Source organism: Psychrobacter sp. NPDC078501, assembly GCF_044900935.1.
Classification (GTDB): domain Bacteria; phylum Pseudomonadota; class Gammaproteobacteria; order Pseudomonadales; family Moraxellaceae; genus Psychrobacter.
In genome coordinates this window covers 285,193-307,792 of the sequence record NZ_JBJDOS010000001.1, presented here as the reverse complement: position 1 = coordinate 307,792, position 22,600 = coordinate 285,193, and the positions used below count along the sequence as shown (strand labels likewise).

12 protein-coding genes are annotated in these 22,600 nt (G+C 41.5%); 5 read left to right on the top strand and 7 right to left on the bottom strand.

Annotation, left to right across the window (positions count from 1 at the left end; genetic code table 11):
- Window positions 1–37 precede the first annotated feature (37 nt).
- Window positions 38–904 carry a YihY/virulence factor BrkB family protein gene (locus ACI2IW_RS01185; protein WP_404692373.1) on the bottom strand — a complete coding sequence of 289 codons (867 nt, stop codon included), beginning with the start codon at window positions 902–904 and terminating at the stop codon, window positions 38–40.
- A gap of 102 nt (window positions 905–1,006) precedes the next feature.
- Window positions 1,007–2,665, bottom strand: coding sequence for a TolC family protein (locus ACI2IW_RS01180; protein ID WP_404692372.1), 1,659 nt, complete (start codon window positions 2,663–2,665; stop codon window positions 1,007–1,009).
- A 530-nt stretch (window positions 2,666–3,195) separates the two neighbouring features.
- On the opposite strand from ACI2IW_RS01180, the gene glpK reads away from it, so the two are divergent.
- The 4 genes from glpK to ACI2IW_RS01160 all read left to right on the top strand — a co-directional run bounded on the left by glpK (window position 3,196) and on the right by ACI2IW_RS01160 (window position 7,784).
- Window positions 3,196–4,806 (top strand): glycerol kinase GlpK, encoded by a 1,611-nt coding sequence (glpK, locus tag ACI2IW_RS01175; protein ID WP_404692371.1) that lies wholly within the window; start codon window positions 3,196–3,198, stop codon window positions 4,804–4,806.
- Window positions 4,807–5,053: 247 nt separating this feature from the next.
- The gene (locus ACI2IW_RS01170) at window positions 5,054–5,566 is read left to right on the top strand and encodes a hypothetical protein (RefSeq protein ID WP_165597173.1); all 513 of its coding nucleotides are present in this window, start codon (window positions 5,054–5,056) and stop codon (window positions 5,564–5,566) included.
- A gap of 266 nt (window positions 5,567–5,832) precedes the next feature.
- Window positions 5,833–6,855: an endonuclease/exonuclease/phosphatase family protein gene (locus ACI2IW_RS01165; RefSeq protein WP_404692370.1), complete on the top strand. Its 1,023-nt coding sequence runs from the start codon at window positions 5,833–5,835 to the stop codon at window positions 6,853–6,855.
- Window positions 6,856–7,091: 236 nt separating this feature from the next.
- Entirely contained in the window at window positions 7,092–7,784 is a 693-nt protein-coding gene (locus ACI2IW_RS01160; protein ID WP_101205430.1) for a TetR/AcrR family transcriptional regulator, read from the top strand.
- A 116-nt stretch (window positions 7,785–7,900) separates the two neighbouring features.
- Here ACI2IW_RS01160 and ACI2IW_RS01155 read toward each other — a convergent pair whose 3' ends face one another.
- The 5 genes from ACI2IW_RS01155 to ACI2IW_RS01135 form a co-directional block, all read right to left on the bottom strand.
- The gene (locus tag ACI2IW_RS01155; protein WP_404692369.1) at window positions 7,901–8,602 is read right to left on the bottom strand and encodes a hypothetical protein; all 702 of its coding nucleotides are present in this window, start codon (window positions 8,600–8,602) and stop codon (window positions 7,901–7,903) included.
- A gap of 155 nt (window positions 8,603–8,757) precedes the next feature.
- The gene (locus tag ACI2IW_RS01150) at window positions 8,758–14,076 is read right to left on the bottom strand and encodes a hypothetical protein (RefSeq protein ID WP_404692368.1); all 5,319 of its coding nucleotides are present in this window, start codon (window positions 14,074–14,076) and stop codon (window positions 8,758–8,760) included.
- 135 nt (window positions 14,077–14,211) lie between these two features.
- Window positions 14,212–16,362: a beta strand repeat-containing protein gene (locus ACI2IW_RS01145; protein ID WP_404692367.1), complete on the bottom strand. Its 2,151-nt coding sequence runs from the start codon at window positions 16,360–16,362 to the stop codon at window positions 14,212–14,214.
- Window positions 16,363–16,441: 79 nt separating this feature from the next.
- On the bottom strand, window positions 16,442–16,906 hold the full coding sequence (locus tag ACI2IW_RS01140; protein WP_404692366.1) for a hypothetical protein: 465 nt from the start codon (window positions 16,904–16,906) through the stop codon (window positions 16,442–16,444).
- A gap of 270 nt (window positions 16,907–17,176) precedes the next feature.
- Window positions 17,177–19,201, bottom strand: a complete 2,025-nt coding sequence (locus ACI2IW_RS01135; protein WP_404692365.1) for a hypothetical protein — start codon at window positions 19,199–19,201, stop codon at window positions 17,177–17,179.
- Window positions 19,202–19,784: 583 nt separating this feature from the next.
- On the opposite strand from ACI2IW_RS01135, the gene aceE reads away from it, so the two are divergent.
- On the top strand, window positions 19,785–22,595 hold the full coding sequence (gene aceE, locus ACI2IW_RS01130; protein ID WP_191115074.1) for a pyruvate dehydrogenase (acetyl-transferring), homodimeric type: 2,811 nt from the start codon (window positions 19,785–19,787) through the stop codon (window positions 22,593–22,595).
- Window positions 22,596–22,600 lie beyond the last annotated feature (5 nt).

Below are 22,600 nucleotides of genomic sequence, written 5' to 3'. Positions count from 1 at the left end.
TCCTAAAGCAACAAAGTTGAAAATAAAGGGTTTATTACTAGTACACTCGAAACGCATAAGGCTTGGCGTTGTCTATGGTTTCAGAATTAAAAATAGCACCAAGAGCGACGATAAATGCTGAATAATAGAGCCATAGCATAATGACCACGGCAGCTGAAAGCGCGCCAAACTCAGCACTATAGTTATTAAAATTTTGCACATAAATTGAAAATAAGATGGACAATATAATCCATAAAACAGTTGCTAACGCAGCGCCCGGCATCAGTTTCTTAAGGGCGACGGCATCACGATTTGGGGCTAGGCGATAAAGACCCAAAAAGCTTAAGAATATGATACCCGTCAATATGGGCCACCTGCTCCAAAGCGCAATCGTCTTTGCTATCTGAGGGAAAGGGAAGTAGGCTGCTCCCAAGGGAATAATCGCGATAGAAGAGACTGCGATAATCAATACGACTACTGCTGCAAAGGTCAAACCAACTGCGCGAATTGTGCTTTGTACAAAACTGCGCTCTTGAGTGATATGAAACGCAAGGTTAATAAGAATAATTAAAGATTTGATACCTTTAGAGCCCGCATAAAGTGCGAGCAAGGACGATATAAGCAGGCTGAAAGTCAGAGCAGACGTAGTTGTAGAAACCAACTCGTTCAGACGGGAGTTGAGCACTTCATATACTGTATCAGGTATAAATTGACTCAAAAGCGAGATTTGCTCTTGCATCTCGGCGGGAGAAAACGCAAGACCATAAAGTAGGACAAACACAGCCATCACGGGAAAAATTGATAAGAATCCAAAGAAACCTACGCTTGCGCAATGCGCCCAAACGTTAGAATTATTGGCAATACGCCACGTTTCTAGTAACGTCTGTAGCCAGTTTTTTATCGATTTAGAGGTCAATTTTTTCATAAAAGCAGCTGTTCGTAATAGGGTTGGTAATAGTATTTTCGATGACGGCTTTATGGTAATACAAAGCGTTTATCAGCACGATCTATGGTTTCTCACGTTATATCATTGCTCAGTATATAAAGTAGGCAATTGAATGTCAGCGGCATTGAGATAAGCATTAAAAGCAAGTGGCGTACCACAGCTTTGCATAAGGGCAGCCAGTGACTGTACATAGTCATTAGCAGCCTGTGCTTGCTCGGTACGTGCTTTGAGCGATTGCGTTTGTGCTTGCACCACGTCAACGGTAGTATTTACACCTTCTTGTAATCCTAAACGTCGTAGTCGCAATACTTCTGCTGCCAAATCAACATTACTTTGCAATGCCTGATAGCGTGATTGGGCATTATTGACATCGTGCCAGTTTTTTTCTACCAGTAGCAATAAATTGTCACTGACTTCAATCTCAGAGAGATCGGCCTGACGTATTTTGGCACTACTGGATGCTAGTGATGCGGCTTTATCGAGTCCGCCCCATAGTTTCCAACTGGCAGATATACCAGCGACCCAGCTTGGATCTTTCTCTACCTGACCATAACCGTATAGCAACACCGTAGGCTTGTAGCCCGTATCTGATAGCGCATGTAATTGCTGAGCCTGTGCCCGCTTGGCTGCAACTTTTTGCAGTCCGGGATGGTTGTTTAGTGCCAAGTCCTGAAAATAGCTCACATCTGGTAGAGGGCGACTAGAGACAAACAATGGCGTGGTCGGTTTAATACGGTAGTCGGTACGTAGTAGACGCTGTAGCGCAATCATGGCTAGGCGCGCGTCATTATTCGCATTGACGGATTCACTCTTGGCATCCGCAAGCGCTGACTGTGCTTCTAGTCTATCGACACGTGAGATAAAACCTTCTTCAAACAGACGCTCGGCCATATGGTCGGTCTGTTGCAATGTATCGTAAGCGTCTTCTCGTAAGTAAGCAGCGATAATCGCTAGCTGTGCCTTAAAATAACGCTCAATTAACGTATTATAAAGCTCATTTTTATCCAGTACGCTATCAGCCATCGCTTCTTGTGTACGTGCATCCGAGGCGCCAGTCAATGCGTCTGTACGCCCAGCAGTATAAATAGGCCAAACGACACCAAGACCTGCACCCGACGTAGAGCCTGAGCGCTTGAAGTTATAAGAGTCGGGAATACGCTCACCGACCAGCTCACCAAAGTCTGGTAGGTCTGCTGTAGGAGGGACTATGTTATCTACGCCATTGTTTACTTCGTTGACGATACCGCTTCTGAGAGAAGATAAGTCTATATCCTCATCTAAATGATAGGCACTGGCAGATACTCGAGCAAATACGAGCGGATTGTCGATAGTTCTGAGCGCGTCAGTTTGGTATTCGCTGGCAGCAATCGCTGCTTGATTGGCAGCAATTTTAGGTGATACTTGTACCAGCAGCTTTTGCGCTTGCTCTAAGCTTAAAAAGCTTGAGACGTCTAGTGCGTAGCTGTTATCGACTGTTTTATGTGTAATAGGGTCAACAAGCGTAGACAGTGCCTGCGACTCAAAGTTTTGAGGGTTTGGTATTGTATGAAAAGGCGCTAAAGCTGGTTTATCATTATCAGTTGGACTATCAGCATCTATGATTTGTGTCACAGCCACTGGTGTAACATCATCTGATACTTCTATACTGTCAGCGGCAGTGCTCGCGTAAGTCATGACAGGCACACTCATGACTGCAACTGTCATCATAGCAGTCGGTAGCGCTGATAAAATGAATTTCATAAGTCACATAAGCCATTAATTAGAATGTAAGGTATTATAAAATAAGGAACAGCACCGATAAGTTTCATTGCTCAGGATATAAAGTTGCTGAACTATTATAGACTATTTGCTAGCTAGCGAAAGAATGATGCTTAAATAAATCATTCATATTCTAATATAAAAATACGTCTATATTGAAAGCGCTAAAAAGCGGTCATTCGTCATAAGAGGTACACTGTAGAGCCACAATGGTGACGGGTCAATGCTCAGTATTTTGCTGTTTCCTATTGTGCGACCAGTAGCGGTATGATAGAGGATTGATTTAATTTTTAAATATCTGTTTATAAGTAACAACATAGCCAACAAGGTATTTTAGATTCAAGCGATTTATTTTTAGTTAGATTTTGTTTTTAATCTCATTATGAAAGCATTTAGGCAGTAATTAACAAATAAAAAATGCTCAATAAGCATTAGTCAATCAGTCAATCAGTCAATGAATAGTCACTAAATGGCTATCAAACAGAATAAACAATATTAGCAGAGGATGTGTCATGGCAGGGTATATTTTAGCGTTGGATCAAGGGACCACGTCAAGTCGAGCGATATTGTACGATGATCATGCGCGTCCTATCAAAATGGTACAACAGCCAACGACGCTGCAAACACCAAGAGCTGGATTCGTTGAGCAAGATGCACAGCAAATTTGGCAAACTCAGATTAGCTGTGCACATGATGTTATTAATCGGGCAGGGTTGCTTGCCACTGACGTTACCAGTATCGCGATTACCAATCAGCGTGAGTCGATTGTGATGTGGGATAAGCAAACTGGCAAGCCACTGGCTCCTGCCATCATTTGGCAAGACAGGCGTACCGCAAATTACTGTAAGACGCTTGCTGCTGAAAGCGCTACCAATAGCACGAATGACCCTGTGCATCCGGGTGTTGATAGCGTCAACATGGCACATGAAGTTCAACGTATTACAGGTCTGCGTTTAGATCCGTATTTTAGTGCCAGTAAGATTGCTTGGTTACTCGAAAACAATCCGAAGCTGAGTGTACGAGCCAGCAGAGGTGAGATAGCGGTCGGCACGATTGATAGTTGGCTGATTTATAAGCTCACAGGCGGTGAACATGTCATTGATGTGACCAATGCTTCTCGTACATTGCTATTTGATATCCATAAGCTGGCATGGTCAGAGACACTTTGTGACCGTTTTGCTATACCTATGCATATATTGCCTAAAGTACTACCGTCCGACGGCGATTTTGGCAAAACCAAAAAAGGCCTGTTTGCAAAGCAAATACCCATTCAAGCGGTATTGGGTGATCAGCAAGCAGCGCTCTTTGGACAAGGTTGTCTTGATGCAGGCATGGCCAAAAACACTTATGGTACAGGCTGCTTTATGCTGATGAATATTGGCCAACAGCCAAAATTGAGTGAGCATAAGCTACTAACCACCATCGCATGGCAACGTAAAACATCACCAATTCGTCCGGACAATTTATCATTTGACCAAATCGTACAGTCAGGAAAACGCATGCTACAACCGCCCAAAAAGGAAGTCACTTATGCCCTAGAGGGCAGTGTCTTTATGGCAGGGGCTATCGTTCAATGGCTGCGTGATAATTTGGGTATGATTCAGCAGAGTAGTGATGTCGAGGACCTAGCCCGTCAAGTAGACAGTAGCGAAGATGTTGTTCTATTACCTGCCTTTACAGGATTGGGCGCGCCTTATTGGCGTTCGGATATCAGTGCTAGCATCACTGGTATGAGCCGCGGTACTACTAAGGCACATATTGCACGCGCTGCATTGGAGGCCGTGGCTTATCAAACCTATGATGTGCTTATCGCTATGCAAAAGGACAGCCCTCATCCTTTGACTGAGCTGAGGGTAGATGGCGGCGCTGCAAATAATGATTTACTCATGCAGTTTCAAGCAGATTTATTGGGTGTTCCGGTATTGCGTCCTAGAGATACAGAGATTACGGCGAAGGGCGCAGCACTACTCGCAGGTTTAAAGACTGGGCTATATGACGAATCGACAATGAAAGCTTCATGGCAGGTAGATCGCGTGTTTGAACCAAGTATGTCGGCTGATGCTCGTGAGCGACATCTTGCTAAATGGCAGCAGGCTATCAAAAGGTCTCTAATGCCGTTATAAGATTGATTTACTTAGTAAATTTATTGTGATCGTACATTTATAATTACTCAAAGTATGAGGCTGCCGTACACAAATGTGATAAAGATACAGGCTGTAACGTAAGATAATCGCAATACGGACACAGTTTACAAAATCGGCCTATCTGTCCTTACCTATAAATTTCTATACTTCAATTGGATTTAGTAAGACCGCTAATAATTAGCAAATAAATAATTCAATAAATAATAAATAATTTAAGGAAAATACTATGAGTAACCATGATGCTATCGATCGCAGTGAAGTAAAACACATGTCAAAAGAGACAAAAGAAGATTTAAACGCAGACATCATTACCGGTGAGCCAGGTTCACATCCAGTAGGTACAGGTATCGGCGGTGTAGGCGGTGCAGCAGCAGGTGCAGCTATCGGCACAATGGCAGGCCCATTAGGTACGCTAATTGGTGGTGCTATTGGTGCTATCGTTGGTGGCGGTGCAGGTCATGCAGCAGCAGAAGCCATTGATCCAACGCATGAAGAAGCGTACTGGCGTGCAGAATACGCAAATGCAGATTATCATAGAGAAGAATACGATTTCGACCGTGACTTGCATCCAGCATATGCAGTTGGTTACGCAAACCGTGCTCGTTATCCAGTAGATGCACGTTTTGAAGATCATGAGGCAGATTTAGAGCGCTCATGGCACGAAGTAAAAGGCGAGTCTCGTTTGGAATGGAATGAAGCACGTAAAGCATCGCGTGATGCATGGCACCGTGTATCATAAGAGAGTTTAGGTAACTATTAGAACGGTTAGTCAAACATCTTGGCAGCCAATGCATTTAGTAATTAGCTAACATTAGAGGTTGCTATACCATTACCTAAAATAGATTAATTGTATGTCTAGTTCTATTAGTAAATCTACTTATCAACATTTATGCTATTTTAAAACTTCCAAGGCTTAACTTTGGGAGTTTTTTTAGGCATAAAATTTGCAGCGTATACACATACGTGAATATTATGTACTATAATAATGAGAACGATGGGGAATATATGAGTAATAACACTGAAGGCAATAAACAGTTTTATATCGCAACGGCAAACTTGCTGAACTTTGCGAACCCTAATCGAACTTATTATGAAAATGCGCCAGCTTATAACGATAAAGCCTATGAACATAAGCTGCGAGGTCTTACAGATTTATTGGCTAAAGCGCATGCTGACATTATCGCAGTACAAGAGGTTTGGGATAGTAATGCATTAGAGGCGCTGGCTGTTTCATTAGGTTTCAAGCCTGAACATGCGGTCATTCCACTTGCAAGTAACGATAACGCGAGTATATATACCAAAGGCATGGGTGCACAGAATACACCTGCTGTCGGTATTATCAGCCGATTTGAGCAGTTAGAAACCAGTTTGCTAGAAGATATAGCACCAAAAGCCATTATTGATGTACCTGATATCGGTCCCTATCAACGCTTCAACCGTCCTCCATTAGTGTTACGTGTTGACGCGTATGGGCAGCCCATTACTATTATTACAGCGCATCTAAAAAGCAAACGTGCTTTTTTCTTACGAGACGAAAATGGTGACCTATTAGAAGATATGGACAATCCAAATATTCGAGTTCGCGCCAAGCTTCGTAGTTTATGTATGCGCGCGGCAGAAGCGGCCTCCATCCGTATGTCTATTATAGAGCGATTGCAACATACCCGTGAACCATTGATTCTATTGGGCGATATGAATGATGTTACAGGTAGCGTGACTACTCAGTTGATGACAGAAACTGGGGAGGTTAATTACGATAAAAGTATGCGTGATGTTGCACTTTTTGATGCTGCTCGTATTCAAGCACGGTATGGTTGGATGAAAGATGTCGCATACACCCATATATATCAAGGTATGCCAGAAGTTATCGATCAGCTATTTGTCTCTGAAGAGTTTTTGCCTGATAGTAAGTTTTCACTTGGTCATGTTGAACGAGTCGATTATTTTAATGATCATTTGAAATGGGACTATGACGATAGAGTGACCGATCATGGTATTATAAGGGCGAAAATAAAACTCAAAGATTAACTTTATAAAATTAGACGGTTAGCTCTATTAAATTGCTGAGCGTATTATTGTTTTTAACCTATTCATGTCCCTTGCTTGATGCTATACAAGCGTTTATGATGCCTCTGCATTGAATATAGTAGTGACCATATAGGCTTTATATTTTAGCCAACAGGCAACTATCCTTGATTTGAGGATAATTACTATTCGATGAAAGTTATATTTATAAAATAGGGCGTAACATTAAGAGATTTACAATGAGTGATAACAAAGACGAAAAGATCGAAGATGTGTTGGTGGATTCGGAATTGGCAAAGAAGCTTGTACCTAATAAGTTTAAGTTTACTAGCCAGCAAGGCCGTGCACGTCGTCAAAAACTTTTGGCTGGTGCCAAAAAATTGAGCGAAACACATGCTATTAACGATATTACGTTAGCGGCTGTGTGTGAAGAAGCGGGCATACCAAGAGCTTCTGCTTACCATTTTTTCCCCAATATTGAAGCAATATTTTTAGCATTGCGTTTTTTGAATGCGATTGAAATATTAGAGATGGTAGAGACGGTCGATATTGGCAACTATGATAGATGGCAAGGGTATTTAACGGCGCTTATCGATCATTGTATTACGATATTCCATAACGATGAGACAAAAGCCAAGCTTATCTATGACACCAATACACCTGATTTTGAAGGTGACAGCTTTGGTGAAGATATGGATCATCAAATCGTTGATCTGGTCTATAAGCGTTTGTCAGAGCGTTATGAGATGCCAAACTTCCACGATATCCAAGATACCTTGTTGATTGCTTATAGCATCGTAAATGCTATCTTTACGTTGTCTTATCGCCGTCATCAGAGTATTACTGAAGAGTATATCCAAGAAGCAAATACAGCATTTATTGCTTATTTACGTTGTTACCTACCAGAAAAGTTGCCACGTAAAAACCGCTAATTGAGCTTACTTTAAACATAAAAAAGCCGACAAATAGGTCGGCTTTTTTATGTTTAGTTTTTAGTATAGGACTGGAAATAATACAGATTAATATCTCTAATAAAACAGCGACTATTCTAACGGTTAGACGTCAAATCTTGTCCACGGCAAGTATCATCGCTCGCATCTAAAGGCGAGTACTGCTTATGATAACTGACTATTGACTTCTCTAGCGCTACATTGGTCTGTGAGTCATTTGCATTGACGTAAGCATTGGTTGCTGCCCAAATTAAAGCCACTTCACTAAATGCCATCTCACGTGGTGCTGATGTTATGCCATCGCCGTCTTTAAGCGCGCTTAAAGTTGCCCATAGATCAGGACGCATTAAAGCAGAGGTAGACGGAATATCTTGATACAGGCTCAAGGCTTGTACCGTATCATTATCTAGCGCTTGCAATATAGGCTCTGCCATTTCTAACGCAACTTGACCAGCGGATGAGCGGCTATTCATACTGTCTTGATAAATGGCATAGTTCAACCACGCTTGCGCTTTATAAGCGAAATACTGTTGAGCGGCTGTCTTGTCTTTTTGTTGATAGGGTTTTAACTGCGTGACCATACAATTTAACAGGCGCTGTTGTTCGCTTTGATATCTATAAGAGCGTGCTTGAGTCTGACTATCATCACGGCAGTATTTAGCCATGCTAGTTGAGTTAGCTACTTGGATAGTCTCACTCTTAGCTAAAGCTGGCTGCATAAAGGTTAACGAAAATAAAGCTGATAGTGTAACGCATATTGAGCGCTTGAAAGGTGCTGCATTGATGGATGAATCAAACATGGTGTAAACCTTATGTTAAGGTAATAAACGTTGGTATTATTTACCATTACTAGGGCTGACTTAGTTGTTTATTGAATGACAAAATAATTCATCATAAGATAATCATGATACTGTTATAAGGTTGTACTTACGACAGTATCATTAGTATCAAACAATTAAAATGCAGAATTGCTGCTCAGACGTTGGTTCTTACGTGGGTCTTCACGTTTAAATAAGTCTTCATCAAACTTAAAGCGCAATCTAAAGTAAGCACCTTGCTGAGTACTGTCATCATAAGCAATATCTTCATCTTCAAAGCCCATGAAGTTATAACCAAGTGATAACCAAAGGTTGGTTATTGGGCTATAACCTACTTCTGCACCAAGCATATAAGCCAAGTCATTAGCCTGATCATTCCAATAAGTACCTGCTTGTAAACCAATATCCCAGCGCTCACTGATGTCATAAAGACCACGGCCATAAACAGCGTGAGCCGTGTTATTGCTGGTTAAGCTGTCTGCTTCGTATTCTGTATACTTACCAGCATACCGTCCAGACAAGGTTAGCGGACGCGTAGGATGGTAATTACCATTCCATGACCAAATCATGGTGTCTTTTTGATAAGCGTCATCGCCAGTATTATTATCATCCAAACGATATTCGAATTTTGCAAGCATATCTAGCTGATTGCTATCGTAGTCACGATACGCAGCACCTAGCTGAAAACGATTAATAGTGCGATCACCATCACTATAGTCAGTGCGTGAATAGATGTCTTTGGCTAAGAAGGTAACCTCATCAGTATAGCGATAGGCGATACCAGCACTACCAAGTAGCGTATCACTTGTTTCACCCCAACGTTTTTCAAAACGTCCTGATGCTTTATAATTCTCTTTGGCAAGATATTCAACACCGAAGCCTGCCGCTGTTGCAGTGTTGCTTTCTTCACCTTCCAGAGATTCAACACGTTCAAATAAAGTGTTTAAGGTTAAACCTTCTTGAACATACCATTTGTTTTTTAGACCAATGGCTGCTTCTGCCTCACGTGCACTGATTGCATCGCGCATGCGGTATTCGCTATAAACCTTACCATCTTTCATGTAAGTTGCGTCAAAGCCAACAGTGGTACGTTGACGCTCATCTGTATCATCAAGACCATAAGTACCAGATAGGCTGTTGATCAAATCATGACGTGCGTATAGTCGACCTAGATTTCCGAGCGGTGTCTCACCGCCGATAGAAGTCGCATTACGTGAGCTGTTTTCGATATCTTGCTCATATTCTGCAAATACCAAGCTGTTATTCAACTTAGGTAGACGAGAGGTAATACGAGCACGTACAGTCGTACCTTCAATATCTTCTTCAGCGTCACTAACGCTGCTTAACGCTGACTGATTGATAATGTCATCATTGAATAGCGTATCGTCTGTAATATCTACAACGTCTGTCGCGGCTTGAGTGTTACGTGAGGCAGCAGTCGCGTCTTGTTTGTAATAACGAACCCCAATTTCACCAACGATGTTTTCGCTTAAACGATGCTCAACGCTTGCTTGCACGCCTTCGCGGCTGGCGTCAGTAGTATGCTCTTCTGTGCGTATGCCTTCTAACTTAAGAGCAGTTTTCTTATCATTTAGAGTATGAGTAACCTCTACACCAGATTCAGTACGTCCAGCAGTAAGCGGTGATACACCAGTGACAAAACCTTCATCAGCATCATTATAATAAGCTTTGGCAAGCGTATTTTTCTTATTATCAAAATCAAGCTCAATACGTAGTGCGTTACCTTCAACATCACTATCAGTCAATTCTGTCGCGTTGATTTGATTACTTGACTGAAAATTTGGGTTCTCAGCTTTGTTCATCGCATATTCTGCGACCAGCTTTAGCTTATTATTGAATTTAACAACACTATTAACACTAGCCAACTCTTCTTTGTTCAATGGGTCATCGCTATTCACATAGCTACCACCGATGGCGACTTTATCCGTTAGTTGCTGCTTCGCGGCAATACCACCGACCAAATAATCTTCACCGCCTTCATCAACTTCTACAGTGACACGGATATAGATAGGATTGCCTTCGATATCCTGACTAGCAATTGGTGCCGTCAAGAATAAGCTACGGCTGATAGGGTCGATCTCATAATCAGCAAAGCGAGTAAGCGTCTCACGATTGATAATAAGCCCAGGGTTGTTGGCATCACGAGTAATAACTTCAACCGTTTCAGAGTTTTCTAATACCGCATCGAAGTTCTCAGCCAATGGATATGGGCCTGAAATGCCCAAACCGCGAGTCTCATTTACACGTTGGCTAGTACTGGTCTCTGCTAAAAAGGCAGTAACACGAGTGTTGCTATCTTCAAATTGAGCTTTTAGACCAGTTAATGTACGGTTGTATTGACCAAGCTTGATGCCTTCGTCATCATCAATCTGAGTTTTCAAATCACCATACATAGCGAACGAACGGCCTTTATCGAGGCGCACGTAAAGCTTGCTAGTAGACTGCGCATCAAAGCCTTTAGCTGATGAGTCGCCATAGACAGGATAGTATTCGCCCGGCTCGATATCACGGAACAAACGCTCGCCTTTTTTATCACTATCATATGCAAGCGTTAGCAGGTAGTCACCGCGCACTTCTCCTTTTAGGAACATTGCGGCACGACCAGAAGCTGTGTAATCATCATTACCAGCAAAGTCATTTAGCTCTTGCTCAAATGCACCTTGAGCATCGGTAATGCTACTACCATCAAAGTCTTTTAGTGAAATAGCACCTTCTACAATACCAACAGCAAGTAGTGGACGTAGTTGAGCGGTGAACTGTAATGGAATGATTTGTTTGCTGCTACCAGTGTCAATTACTAGCTCGCCCTTACCTGGTACGCTAGGTGCAGTTACGGGTATTAGTAGCTCACCACCGGATACGATTACTTGAGTACCAGATTGGTCTTTACTGCCATCCTTTAGATTAACTCGGCCGATATTCGTATCGATAGTAATCGGAGTTGATGCAATATATGGACGACCATCACGATCTTTTAGACTAATGACTACCTGATATTCACTAATACCGTCAGCTGGTACTAGATTTTCCTGAGTACGGTAGTCGATAGCTTGTAAGCTATCAGGAGTTAATACCTTGATCGTCTGCTCAGAGATGACCTGACCATTTATATCAGTCGCAACACCGCGTAAGGAGTTTTTACCACGCTGTAAATCAACAGCATAGTAATCGAAAGCCGTTACATTCTGTTTTTCTTGCTCAGCAGTTTTACCTATTTTTTGTTCTGATACAGCTTTGCCGTTGGCATATAGTGTGAACACAGACCCAAGCGGTGCCTGAACCTGTACCATTTGTTTATAAGTGCTAAGCTGCTGACCTTCGTTTAGGTTAATGAAGGCAACATCGTTACTCGCCACTTCTTTTAAGTACTCTTCGAGCTCTTTTTCTACTGGCGGAGCAACAGTGGTTACCGTCATATCAACACGGCTATCTACTGGATTGACCATGTCATTAACGATAGCTGAATCACAGCTATTACCAAGGTCTAAGTCACCATTGATATTACAGCCACTTGCATCGACATTATCAGTCGTGTCGATATCGTAATCTGGTTCTAGTGTTAGCTCTGTTTTTACCGCTTGCTCTAGCGTATCATTTTTAGCTTCTACTAATTTGCTACGAGCAATTAGCTCAGCGTTTAAGCGTTCAGTGCTATCTGCCATGCCACCAACGATTGCAAAATCTGCACGATGTAATTCGCCGTATTTCAAATCAACAAAACGACTACCGGCATCACCAGTATTGCGATTGCTTTGGGTAACCAGCTCAGTTTCTCTAGGGATAGTAGTACGATCGACCTTTAGTACGTGTGTTTTGGCACTGATACCGTAGAAGTTATATTTACCTTCAGGATCAGTCACGATGAAGTTGCCGTTCTCCATATAGATACGTACACCAGCGACACCAAGCTCGCCGTCTACTTTTTGCTGAATACCGTCGCGGTTGATATCGTGATAGACCTTACCGACGATAATACCATCAGTATTCATCACTCCGCGCTCTACATCAATCTTCCACTGCGCTTCTCTTGAGCCGACGCTTTGACCTTGGTCATTTCTAGCAGTAGCGGTGGCGCGGTTGATACCATCGCCGCCTAGTGATGACGCACCGATGAGTACACGATAAGTAACTTTTTTACTTTCGTTAACTGCCATGTTTCCTAGGCTCAAAACCTGATATTTACCATCAGCTTTAAACTCGGTAGTCTGCGCTTGGTTGATATCAATATCAGTCGTTGGACTAACACGTACACTGTTCTCAACGTAGTCAAAACCACGCGGTAAAGCGTCTTTTAGTTGTACATCGTAAGCAGTCGATTTGCCGTTATTGGTAATATCGATGGTATAGCTGACATAATCACCAAGCTCTGCAGTTTTGACATCACTTTCTTTCGTGACAACCAAACTGGCACTATTATCAATTATACTTACTTGAGAACTCAGATCCTCGATAACTACAGTAAAATCACTATTACTTGGTAGCTGATCAGCATCTGTACCAACAGAAGGAGCAATACACGCTTCTAGACTAGCAGTTAAAGTATCGTTAGCTAATGTCTGAATGAACTTATCATTAATAGCATTGGCGTTGTTTTGTGTCGGTGCAGTTAGACGATATTTGCCTGTATTATTACCAGTTTCAATTCCTTTAAGAGAGTAGGTGTCACCTGTTGCAGGGGACTTAACAGTAATCCATACTTGATCAGGTTTATCAGATTGCACATTACACTGCGCGTAACTGGCATCAATATAAACGTTGTCCCCGATTTGCGAGGTGGTTTTAGCACCGTCAAATTGAGGAGTAGTAAAGTTGATTTTAGGTTCAACAATAACCAGTCTGTCAATTGCTTCAACAGCTGCTATTGATGGGTCTTCTAGTATGATAGCGCCAATTTTTATGTCGGCAGTATCGCCATCTTCACCGCTGGCATCTGATAGAGCCTGTACGATAAGCTGAATACTCTCACTCTGACCAAGTTTGATCTGAGCGCTCAGGTTATCGAGCATGATTTGTCGATCTTCTGAATCGACCTCACCATTATTATTAAGGTCTTGATAGACCTTTAAATTAGAGACAGTTGGTGATATAGCAAGTGTCAATTCAACAGTTTGATCACTATAGCTGGTGTTACTCAGTACGTTGACCCAACTTACCTGTGTATTAGGCATGACTGTGCGTAAAGCATGCTGAGTCAAACTGATACCATATTCAGGAAGTGCAGAGGCTTTTACTTGTACTTGGTTTGTAATGCTATTTTGTTTAATAGAATTAACTTCATAAGTCGAATTAGCAATGTTATTGATAGTTTGTACAAGAGCATTTGGCGCAGCAAAAGCCATATTTGATTGCATAAGCAACATTGCAGCCGTCAGCGCAGAGATCTTCGCTGTATGCAACGTAGTACGATTAGACGGTGTCATGATAGATAGAGTCATATGTCGCTTATCCAATAAAACATAGAAGAGTAGGGTAGTAACTCTCTAGCTTGGTTCATCAAAATCGATTAGGTCAAGCTAGAGGGTTTATCTATGAGTAGCATTTACTACTCGTAGATAAATAGATTGAATTATTTATTGATTAGTACCAGTTTGTGAAGGTTTTGCAGAGAATACAACGTTGGCTGTTGCACCAGCATTTACCGTTGCAAATGTAACCTTTATTGTCTGACCAAGGGACTGGTCAGTTGCCGTCGGCGAGGCTGAAAAACTGTTGGCTTGATACGTTAGCGTAGGTGCCAAAGTATCTGATACGACAAGATTATTAATAACTCTAGCGCTATCAGTGAAAGTGTTCTTAGATTCTAATTTATAGAAGATACATTGAGCAGCAGTCGCTGTTAGATTTCCAGTCACCCATGCAGCAGAGTTAACAGCAGGACTTGCACCACAACTATCTACTATTTGGTATTTCGCTAGATTAATGCCCTGCATGATCGTAGTAGACGTTGTAGACAATGGATTATCAGAAGTACTAGTAGGTACAGCGGTACCGTTAACTGGACCCTTAGGTTGGATAGATAGGGTTAAAGTTTCAAAATCGCCTATGTTATTTACATTAGCTTGTGTAGAGTTTGGATCGTTACTCCCTTCACCTGACGTGGTAACTTGCACACCAATTTTGACACTCTCACCAGGAGCTAAGCCTTTGCGATTGGTAGTACTACCTGTCACAAATGGAGTAGCAGCATTCAACTCATAAATACCGTTTACGCCTACAAGTTCAGTTTCACCCGTGTCAAACTTACCATTATTGTTGGCATCTACATATACACGTGTAATACTGATATTAGGATCATCGATAATGCCGTTATTTCTAGTCGCAGTTGGCTTGATAGAAAGTTTGACAGAACTATCGTTGTCACCTGTACCTGCTGCTTCCGTGATATCAGTACCGTTGTTTGTAATGGTATAAGTGTAAGTGTTGGCAACATCGTTATTTGTTGTAGGTGTGATTAGAGCTACTTCTTTGTTCGCACCTGGGGTGATAGCAATAGCACGAGTCTGATTAGTCGTTGTTACTGTCGCGTTGGTATTATCATCCTTACCTATTAGAGGTGTAGCTGTATTTTCATAAGTGCTTTCTGTTAGGCCACCCGGCGTCACACCATCATCAGATCTATCGATGATATCAGGGGTATTAGCATTTACATCACTATTAGTATTATCTCTAACAACTGCATAGTTGGTAAATAAGCTACTAGATGTTGCATCAGTTGCCTTTTTCGCACGGAAAGTAACTGTAATAGTTTCGCCCACTTTGATGTTTTGACCAGCTACAGTGATTGTTTTGTTACTGTTCGAAAGGACAGCAGTACCCACCGCACTACCATTAGATGTTGCAACAGAAGGTGCTTTATAGTTTTGCTGTCCTGATGCGATCGCTACTAAACCTGATGGTAGATCATCTGAGATGCTAATTGCAGTACCACTGATATTACCTTCGTTTTTGACAGTAATAGTGTAGTCAACAAAAGCATCAGTATTGTTTAAGTCAAAGTTTTTGTTACCAAGGTTGGTCGTAGCTGACTTGGTAATTGCGTAAATAGGTGTCTTAGTCAACGCATTATCGGTGTTTACTGCTGTATAGGTAGCAGGGTCTGTATTTGCAGATTTAGACTTCAAATACGTACTTTCAGCAGTAACCGTAAGGATACCGTTAGTATCAGCAACACGTTTAGTATTAGATTGAGCAGTAACTGTGATTAGAGCTTTTTCACCTGGTGCTAACGCAATTGATTCATTATTAGCAATAGTGACTTCCCCACCAACGTTAGTGCCAGCAGCATTAACCTTTTGATACTTAATAACACTGTTGCCAAGGTTGTAGTCAAAATTATCGCCAGTTATATTAGCAAGAGTGATCTTATAAATGTCGTTAACGTTACCACCGTTAGTTAGTGTATGAGTAAAGTCTACTGTTGAGCTCGCTTGCGCATTAATAGCACGGTCTTTACCAAAATCATCATCCTTTACATCGTCTACTACCGTCGAGATTAAAGAGAATGATCCTGTTTCAGTAACATTCACTGTAACTACATTTGATTCTGCGGTTTGTGAAGCATCACTACCTGCAACTGTATAAGAAGCTGTCGCTTTGTTAGTAACATTAAAAGAGCCTGAAGTGCCGCCAGTAGGGGTTGCAGCATTAGCTCCAGTAGATAGGCCCATAACAGCCGCAACACCGACAGCAAGCATGCTGTAGTTAAAAGTATTTGATTTCATGTAATGCTCCAAAAGAGATGATATGGACTTAGATTAAAAATTAGAGTTTTTAAAGAGTTGAGGCTTAATAGATACTGAACTAATTAACGGTAGTATTGAGAGCGACGGCTGCAGATTTCTTAGCTGGTAATAGCTTAATATTCCAGCGTAGCGTACGGTATTCAGAATATGGAATCTTGACCATTTTGCCGTCTACTTTACGCATCAGCGGCATGTCAGCGTAGTTTTTACCATCCGTGCTGGCTTGTGCGCTTGCAGGGACTGCTTCACCAGTAAATGTCATATTAGTAGGAATAGGTAGAGTTACCATCAAGTCATTAATATCTTTGTTGATGGTATTGGTATAAGTTGCTTTATATTGGATTACTGTACCTGCTGGCGCGGTACGTACTGGTGTATAGATCGTTTTACCTTCTGAGTTTTTTACAACTTGATTAGACGTTAACTCCATTTTTAGAGCATCGTCAGCATGTGCTATATTTAGTAGACAGCTAGAAGCTATAGTAGCTAATAGAACATTGCGTAGAATTTTGAAACGTTTCATATAAAATCCTTTCTTATATCATTGCTATCATTGGGATGTTGATGCCTTGGGCTAAAGTGAAACTGTCTATAATTTGATCTCAGGATCGTCTGTAAAAAGCGCACATCTTCCCTTTAAGCTATTGTCACGTAACCGATACAAATATTCATTATAAAGACGACAAATGGTAATTCGAGGTAGCTAAACGGTAAAAGGCCCTGTCTAGGTAGACAGGGCCTTTTCTGGTTAGAAAGAAGATTAGTAATACTTTAGAGATGCAAGAAATAATAGCTACTGAGTGTCCATAGTCGTGCCATATTTAGTATTAAAATATAGCGTGGCTTTGGTAGGAGTTGATCCAGTAGGTTTGTTTAAGTTAAACAGCTCAGAGGTAATAGTACCTGTCGGTAGAGTTGTGCCAGTATAGAGAGAAGTAGGATCTCCTTTAGGAACTGGCAAAGCGAAAACAGAGGTTACCAAGTTGGTTTGCGACTTTACCTGTAATTGATCGTTGATTTGAATATCTTTCAAATCAACATGACCTCGGTTATAAGCTTCAATTCTATAAGCAATACATTTTCCGGGTTCTATGTCTTTTATTTCTGCAATACTAAATGCAGGGGTTTGAGAAGGTGTACCAGTAGTACCGTTAAAGTTTGTATTGATATTACAATTATGGACATATTGCGATTTAATAAGCACTAAAGAAGCGTTATTCGCCTGAACTTCCCCAAAGTCTAAATTGTTATATATGTAGGTGCCATTATTAAGTGATACTTCTCTGGTATTAGCAGTGGTATCTACACTATAAACCCATGAGGTTGGCTCGGTTTCCACTAAGCAGATTCTAGTTGGCAATGCACTTGGTTGAACAGTAAAACTGTACTTACCTGAACTTGATACTGTTTGTGGATTAGCTGAGCTTGTAATAACCTTAGTACCGTTACAGTTTGTTAAAGTAACTTGTAACGCACTGTCAAATATTCCAGACTCGTTACTATCTAAGATGCCATTAAAGTAAGCACTATTTGCAGTAAAGGTGTTAGTAATATTCTGTTTAGTAGAGTCTGCAGCAGTAATACCGCCATTATCGTTAAAGACAGTGCCTGAGAAGACATAGTTAGGGCTGCCGTTTGTGATTGTACACGTCCAGTTGTCTCCGTAAATTAGCTTAAGGTTTTTTGGGTCTAAAGTGCTAACGGATGTACCATCTGATTTTCTACAAGCATATAAGGCAGTATAATCTGCTAAATTTGTCGATCCTGAGACTGCTTCTGTCAATGTATAGGTCTTGGTAGGATTAACTTTGAAAGTTCCTGTAGTACCTGTACCAGTCGTGACAGTGTTATTCGATCCCGTTGTAGTAACAGAAGTAATGCCACTCGTAACTACCGAATTATCTGCATTGTCTTTGATTTGGACAGTAAATTGATCGTTATTCGTTTTACGAGAAGTTGAAAGCGCTTTTGTATATGTTAGACGCGGCTGCGGTTGATAGCAGTAGCCATCAAACACAATATTAATTAGTTGGTCACCTGGGTTGCCGATACTATTAAAGTCATAATATTCTAAATTAGGATTATTGCCGTAAGTTACATCTACTCTGACTATAGGTTGATCAAAAGCTACCGACACTTTGCATTTTTCGTCTATTGAGTCTGTGCTACATAGAACGTCAGAAGTTGTGGTCGTTTGGCGATAAGGTGCCGTAGTCGTCATTCCGGCACCGCTATATTTTCGAATTGGAGTTACCGGTGCACCTGCGCTGGTGAAGCCTGTTATTGTCACTTGGTCAGAAAACTCAAAATATCTAACACCTAAATTACTACTACCTGTTCCTGTCGCTACGTAGTTCACATCTATGTCATAGATACTTAAGCTGACATTATCAAGTGCTTGTGATTGCTTACTAAAATTATTTGTAAAAGTATACGAAACCGTACGAGTAGATTCCTTGTTAGTAAAATCCTGAAAAAACTCGAAAGATGGAATGTTAGTACCTATATCTTTAGTTCTATAAAAGTTGGAACCTCCGGCATCTAGAGTGCCAGTAGTACTAAGGCTATTAGATGCAATGACATAGCTTTCACTTTTAAGTCCATTTAAAAGTTGATTTACCCCAAGGATTGGTGGAGAAACAGTAGATGCTAAGTTGCTGTAATCAACTTTTGAAAACTCATCAGAAATGTATCCAGCAGGACATGTTGTTATCGCTGCAAAAGCTAAATAGTTAGGTAGCAGTATTAATAAGGATGGTAGAGCTATCCAACGCGTTACTCTTGACTTTAGAGTCGATGGTATAATATACGGGTTCATAATAGCTCCGAGAACAAGGATAGAATATACATATAATCTTATAATAAGAATAATACTTAAATCACAATTAATATACACAAATGAGACGAATGTCTATTTATAGGGTATGAGTAACAAGAAGTGTATTTTCGATTAGTGTATTTATTAATTAAAAAAGCAGATATCTACCGCTATGGACAGCAAATTTCATCTACCTATTACTAAAATCTTGGTATCAACGGAATAATGGTTAATAATATTTACCTAACAACTAATCGTTATTTATTTAAAAAATACTTGTTATTTCATCATTTCTCTACAGCCATAAACAACTTAACCGTAAAAGCTTATAATGGAATGTCATAGTCAAATAATGATTAAACGAATAGCTATAGCATTATGACGATCTGGCAGGTGTGTTGATTTGATGCATTTGTCGATATGAGTAATACTATTTTTATAATCAAGCTGTATATCATCGCACAAAACAATGGAATGCTTGGACGTAGCAAGGATGTCATAAGTAAACCAATCTCTCATCATGCATTTTTCAATGAAGCCCTGCCATTAGGTAGGTATGACTGATATAAAAGGATTAACAAGAATGAATTATTATAAGGATGCTGATAGCACCGAAACTCAGGAATGGCTAGCAGCCTTTGAGTCTGTGGTCAAACACGCAGACAAGGACCGTGCACAGTTCCTCCTAAAAGCCTTATACAATATGGCAGTTCAAGAAGGACTGCCGTTCAACAGACTAGACACTGCGTACGTCAATAGTATCGCTGTTGAAGACGAGCCAATGTACCCAGGCGATCTAGGCATGGAGCGTAAGATACGTGCTTTGATTCGTTATAATGCACTTGCCATGGTCATGCGTGCCAATAAAAATGATGACGACTTGGGTGGTCATTTAGCGACATTTGCCTCTAGTGCAACGCTTTATGAAACAGGTTTTAACCATTTCTTCCGCGCCGCTAGCGATCACTTCGGTGGTGACATGATTTATTATCAAGGTCACTCAGCGCCAGGTATCTATGCCCGTTCTTATTTAGAAGGTCGTTTGACCGAAGATCAACTTGATAACTTCCGCCGTGAAGTCGGTGGTAAAGGTTTATCAAGCTATCCGCATCCATACCTAATGCCTGATTATTGGCAGTTCCCAACGGTATCAATGGGACTTGGCCCAATCATGTCTATCTATCACGCCCATGTACATCGCTATATGGAAAACCGTGGGTTGTTAGAAAAAGAAGGTCGTAAGATTTGGACATTCTTAGGTGATGGTGAAACTGATGAGCCAGAAAGCCTAGGTGCCATTTCTCTTGCTGGTCGTGAGAAGCTGGACAACCTAATATGGGTAGTTAACTGTAACTTGCAGCGTCTTGATGGTCCAGTCCGTGGTAACGGTAAAATCATTCAAGAGCTAGAGTCAGTATTCCGCGGCGCAGGCTGGCGAGTCATCAAAGTTATTTGGGGTGGTAACTGGGATTCATTACTTGGTAAAGATCATACGGGTGTCCTTAAACAACGTATGGAAGAAGTGGTGGATGGTGAGTATCAGCTATATGAAGCGCGTACGCCTGAATTTACTCGCAAAGAATTCTTTGGTAAATATCCAGAGCTAGAAGAGATGGCAGATGCGTTGACTGACGAAGAAATCTCACGTCTAAACCGCGGTGGCCATGATCCAGTTAAAGTTTATGCTGCCTTTAGCGAAGCTATGAAAACCAAAGGCCAACCGACGGTTATTTTGGTCAAGACCGTTAAAGGTTATGGCTTATCTGCTCAAACGCAAGCAGTCAACAAATCGCATCAGGTGAAGAAGCTTGATCAAGAAGCATTGATGTATTTCCGTGATCGTTTTGATTTGCCATTTACTGATGAGCAGTTAGAGACTCTACCGTTCTACCGCCCTGAAGAAGGTTCGGCGGAAATGAAGTATCTTAAAGGTCGTCGTGAGTCGTTAGGTGGTCATCTGCCAAACCGTCGTAGTGGTCATATCCCACTAAATATCCCTGAACTATCAATGTTTGATCGGGTATTAAAAGGCAGCAATGGTAAAGAGCAGTCTACAACGATGGTATTTGTGCGCTTGCTATCTGCGATGCTCAAAAACAAAGACATCCAAGATCGCGTCGTACCAATTGTACCTGACGAAGCGCGTACGTTTGGTCTAGAAGGTATGTTCCGTCAATTGGGTATTTACTCGGCTGTTGGTCAAAAATATACGCCAGAAGACAGTGAAGCGTTGATGGGCTATAAAGAGGCTATCGATGGTCACATGTTAGAAGAAGGTATCAACGAAGCAGGCGCAATGAGTACTTGGATTGCATTGGCAACCAGTTATTCTGTGAACGCGCTACCGATGATTCCGATGTATATTTACTACTCAATGTTTGGTTTCCAACGTGTGGGAGATCTGGCTTGGGCGGCAGGTGATTGTCAAGCACAAGGCTTCTTGTTAGGCGCAACTGCTGGTCGTACGACACTTAATGGCGAAGGCTTGCAGCATCAAGATGGTCATTCACAGATTCTATTCAATGTCGTGCCAAACTGTGTCAGCTATGATCCTTGTTTTGGCTATGAGCTAGCTGTGGTCATGCATGACGGTCTACGCCGTATGTATGGTGAAGGCGAGCGCGTTTACTATTACTTGACGTTGATGAATGAAAACTACGAGCAACCTGCTATGCCAGAAGGTGCCGAAGAAGGTATCAAACGTGGTATGTACTTGCTTGAAGACAATGGTTCAACACAAGTACAGCTATTAGGTTCTGGTGTTATCTTACGCGAAGTACAAAAAGCATCACAGATACTAAAAGACGAGTTCAATATTACTTCTAACGTTTGGAGTGTAACCAGCTTTAATGAGCTGACTCGTGATGGTATGGTTTGTGATGACTACAACCGTCTACATCCAATGGACGAAGAGAAAGTGCCTTGGGTTACTGAGCAATTAGCACCGCACGAAGGTATTGTAGTTGCAGCGACAGATTATATGCGTAACTATTCAGAGCAGATCCGTGCTTGGTTACCAGACAACCGTCCTTACACGACTCTAGGTACCGATGGTTATGGCCGTTCTGATACGCGCGAAAACCTACGTAGTTTCTTTAACGTTGATGCTGCGCATATCGTTGTGGCAACGCTTAAACGCCTAGCGGATGAAGGCGAAGTTGAGATGCGTTTGGTTAAAGACGCGATTTCAAGCTTAGGTATCGATGTGGACCATCCACCTGCATGGCAACAGCAGTCTTACTATGACCAGTCTCCAGATGCACCAGCGCCAGGTAACGTAAATCCAAATCCTGTACCTGAGTTTATCGCTGAAGACGATGATGAAATCAGTAATGAAGGCCGTGCTGAAGATCAAGCAGATGCAAATGTACTTGATGATAAAGATGTCAAATAATAATA

What these genes read in the sequence shown, in the direction of transcription:
- ACI2IW_RS01185 (WP_404692373.1), bottom strand. Translation starts at nt 904, where the DNA reads ATGAAAAAATTGACCTCTAAATCGATAAAAAACTGGCTACAGACGTTA.
- ACI2IW_RS01180 (WP_404692372.1), bottom strand. Translation starts at nt 2,665, where the DNA reads ATGAAATTCATTTTATCAGCGCTACCGACTGCTATGATGACAGTTGCA.
- glpK (WP_404692371.1), top strand. Translation starts at nt 3,196, where the DNA reads ATGGCAGGGTATATTTTAGCGTTGGATCAAGGGACCACGTCAAGTCGA.
- ACI2IW_RS01170 (WP_165597173.1), top strand. Translation starts at nt 5,054, where the DNA reads ATGAGTAACCATGATGCTATCGATCGCAGTGAAGTAAAACACATGTCA.
- ACI2IW_RS01165 (WP_404692370.1), top strand. Translation starts at nt 5,833, where the DNA reads ATGAGTAATAACACTGAAGGCAATAAACAGTTTTATATCGCAACGGCA.
- ACI2IW_RS01160 (WP_101205430.1), top strand. Translation starts at nt 7,092, where the DNA reads ATGAGTGATAACAAAGACGAAAAGATCGAAGATGTGTTGGTGGATTCG.
- ACI2IW_RS01155 (WP_404692369.1), bottom strand. Translation starts at nt 8,602, where the DNA reads ATGTTTGATTCATCCATCAATGCAGCACCTTTCAAGCGCTCAATATGC.
- ACI2IW_RS01150 (WP_404692368.1), bottom strand. Translation starts at nt 14,076, where the DNA reads ATGACTCTATCTATCATGACACCGTCTAATCGTACTACGTTGCATACA.
- ACI2IW_RS01145 (WP_404692367.1), bottom strand. Translation starts at nt 16,362, where the DNA reads ATGAAATCAAATACTTTTAACTACAGCATGCTTGCTGTCGGTGTTGCG.
- ACI2IW_RS01140 (WP_404692366.1), bottom strand. Translation starts at nt 16,906, where the DNA reads ATGAAACGTTTCAAAATTCTACGCAATGTTCTATTAGCTACTATAGCT.
- ACI2IW_RS01135 (WP_404692365.1), bottom strand. Translation starts at nt 19,201, where the DNA reads ATGAACCCGTATATTATACCATCGACTCTAAAGTCAAGAGTAACGCGT.
- aceE (WP_191115074.1), top strand. Translation starts at nt 19,785, where the DNA reads ATGAATTATTATAAGGATGCTGATAGCACCGAAACTCAGGAATGGCTA.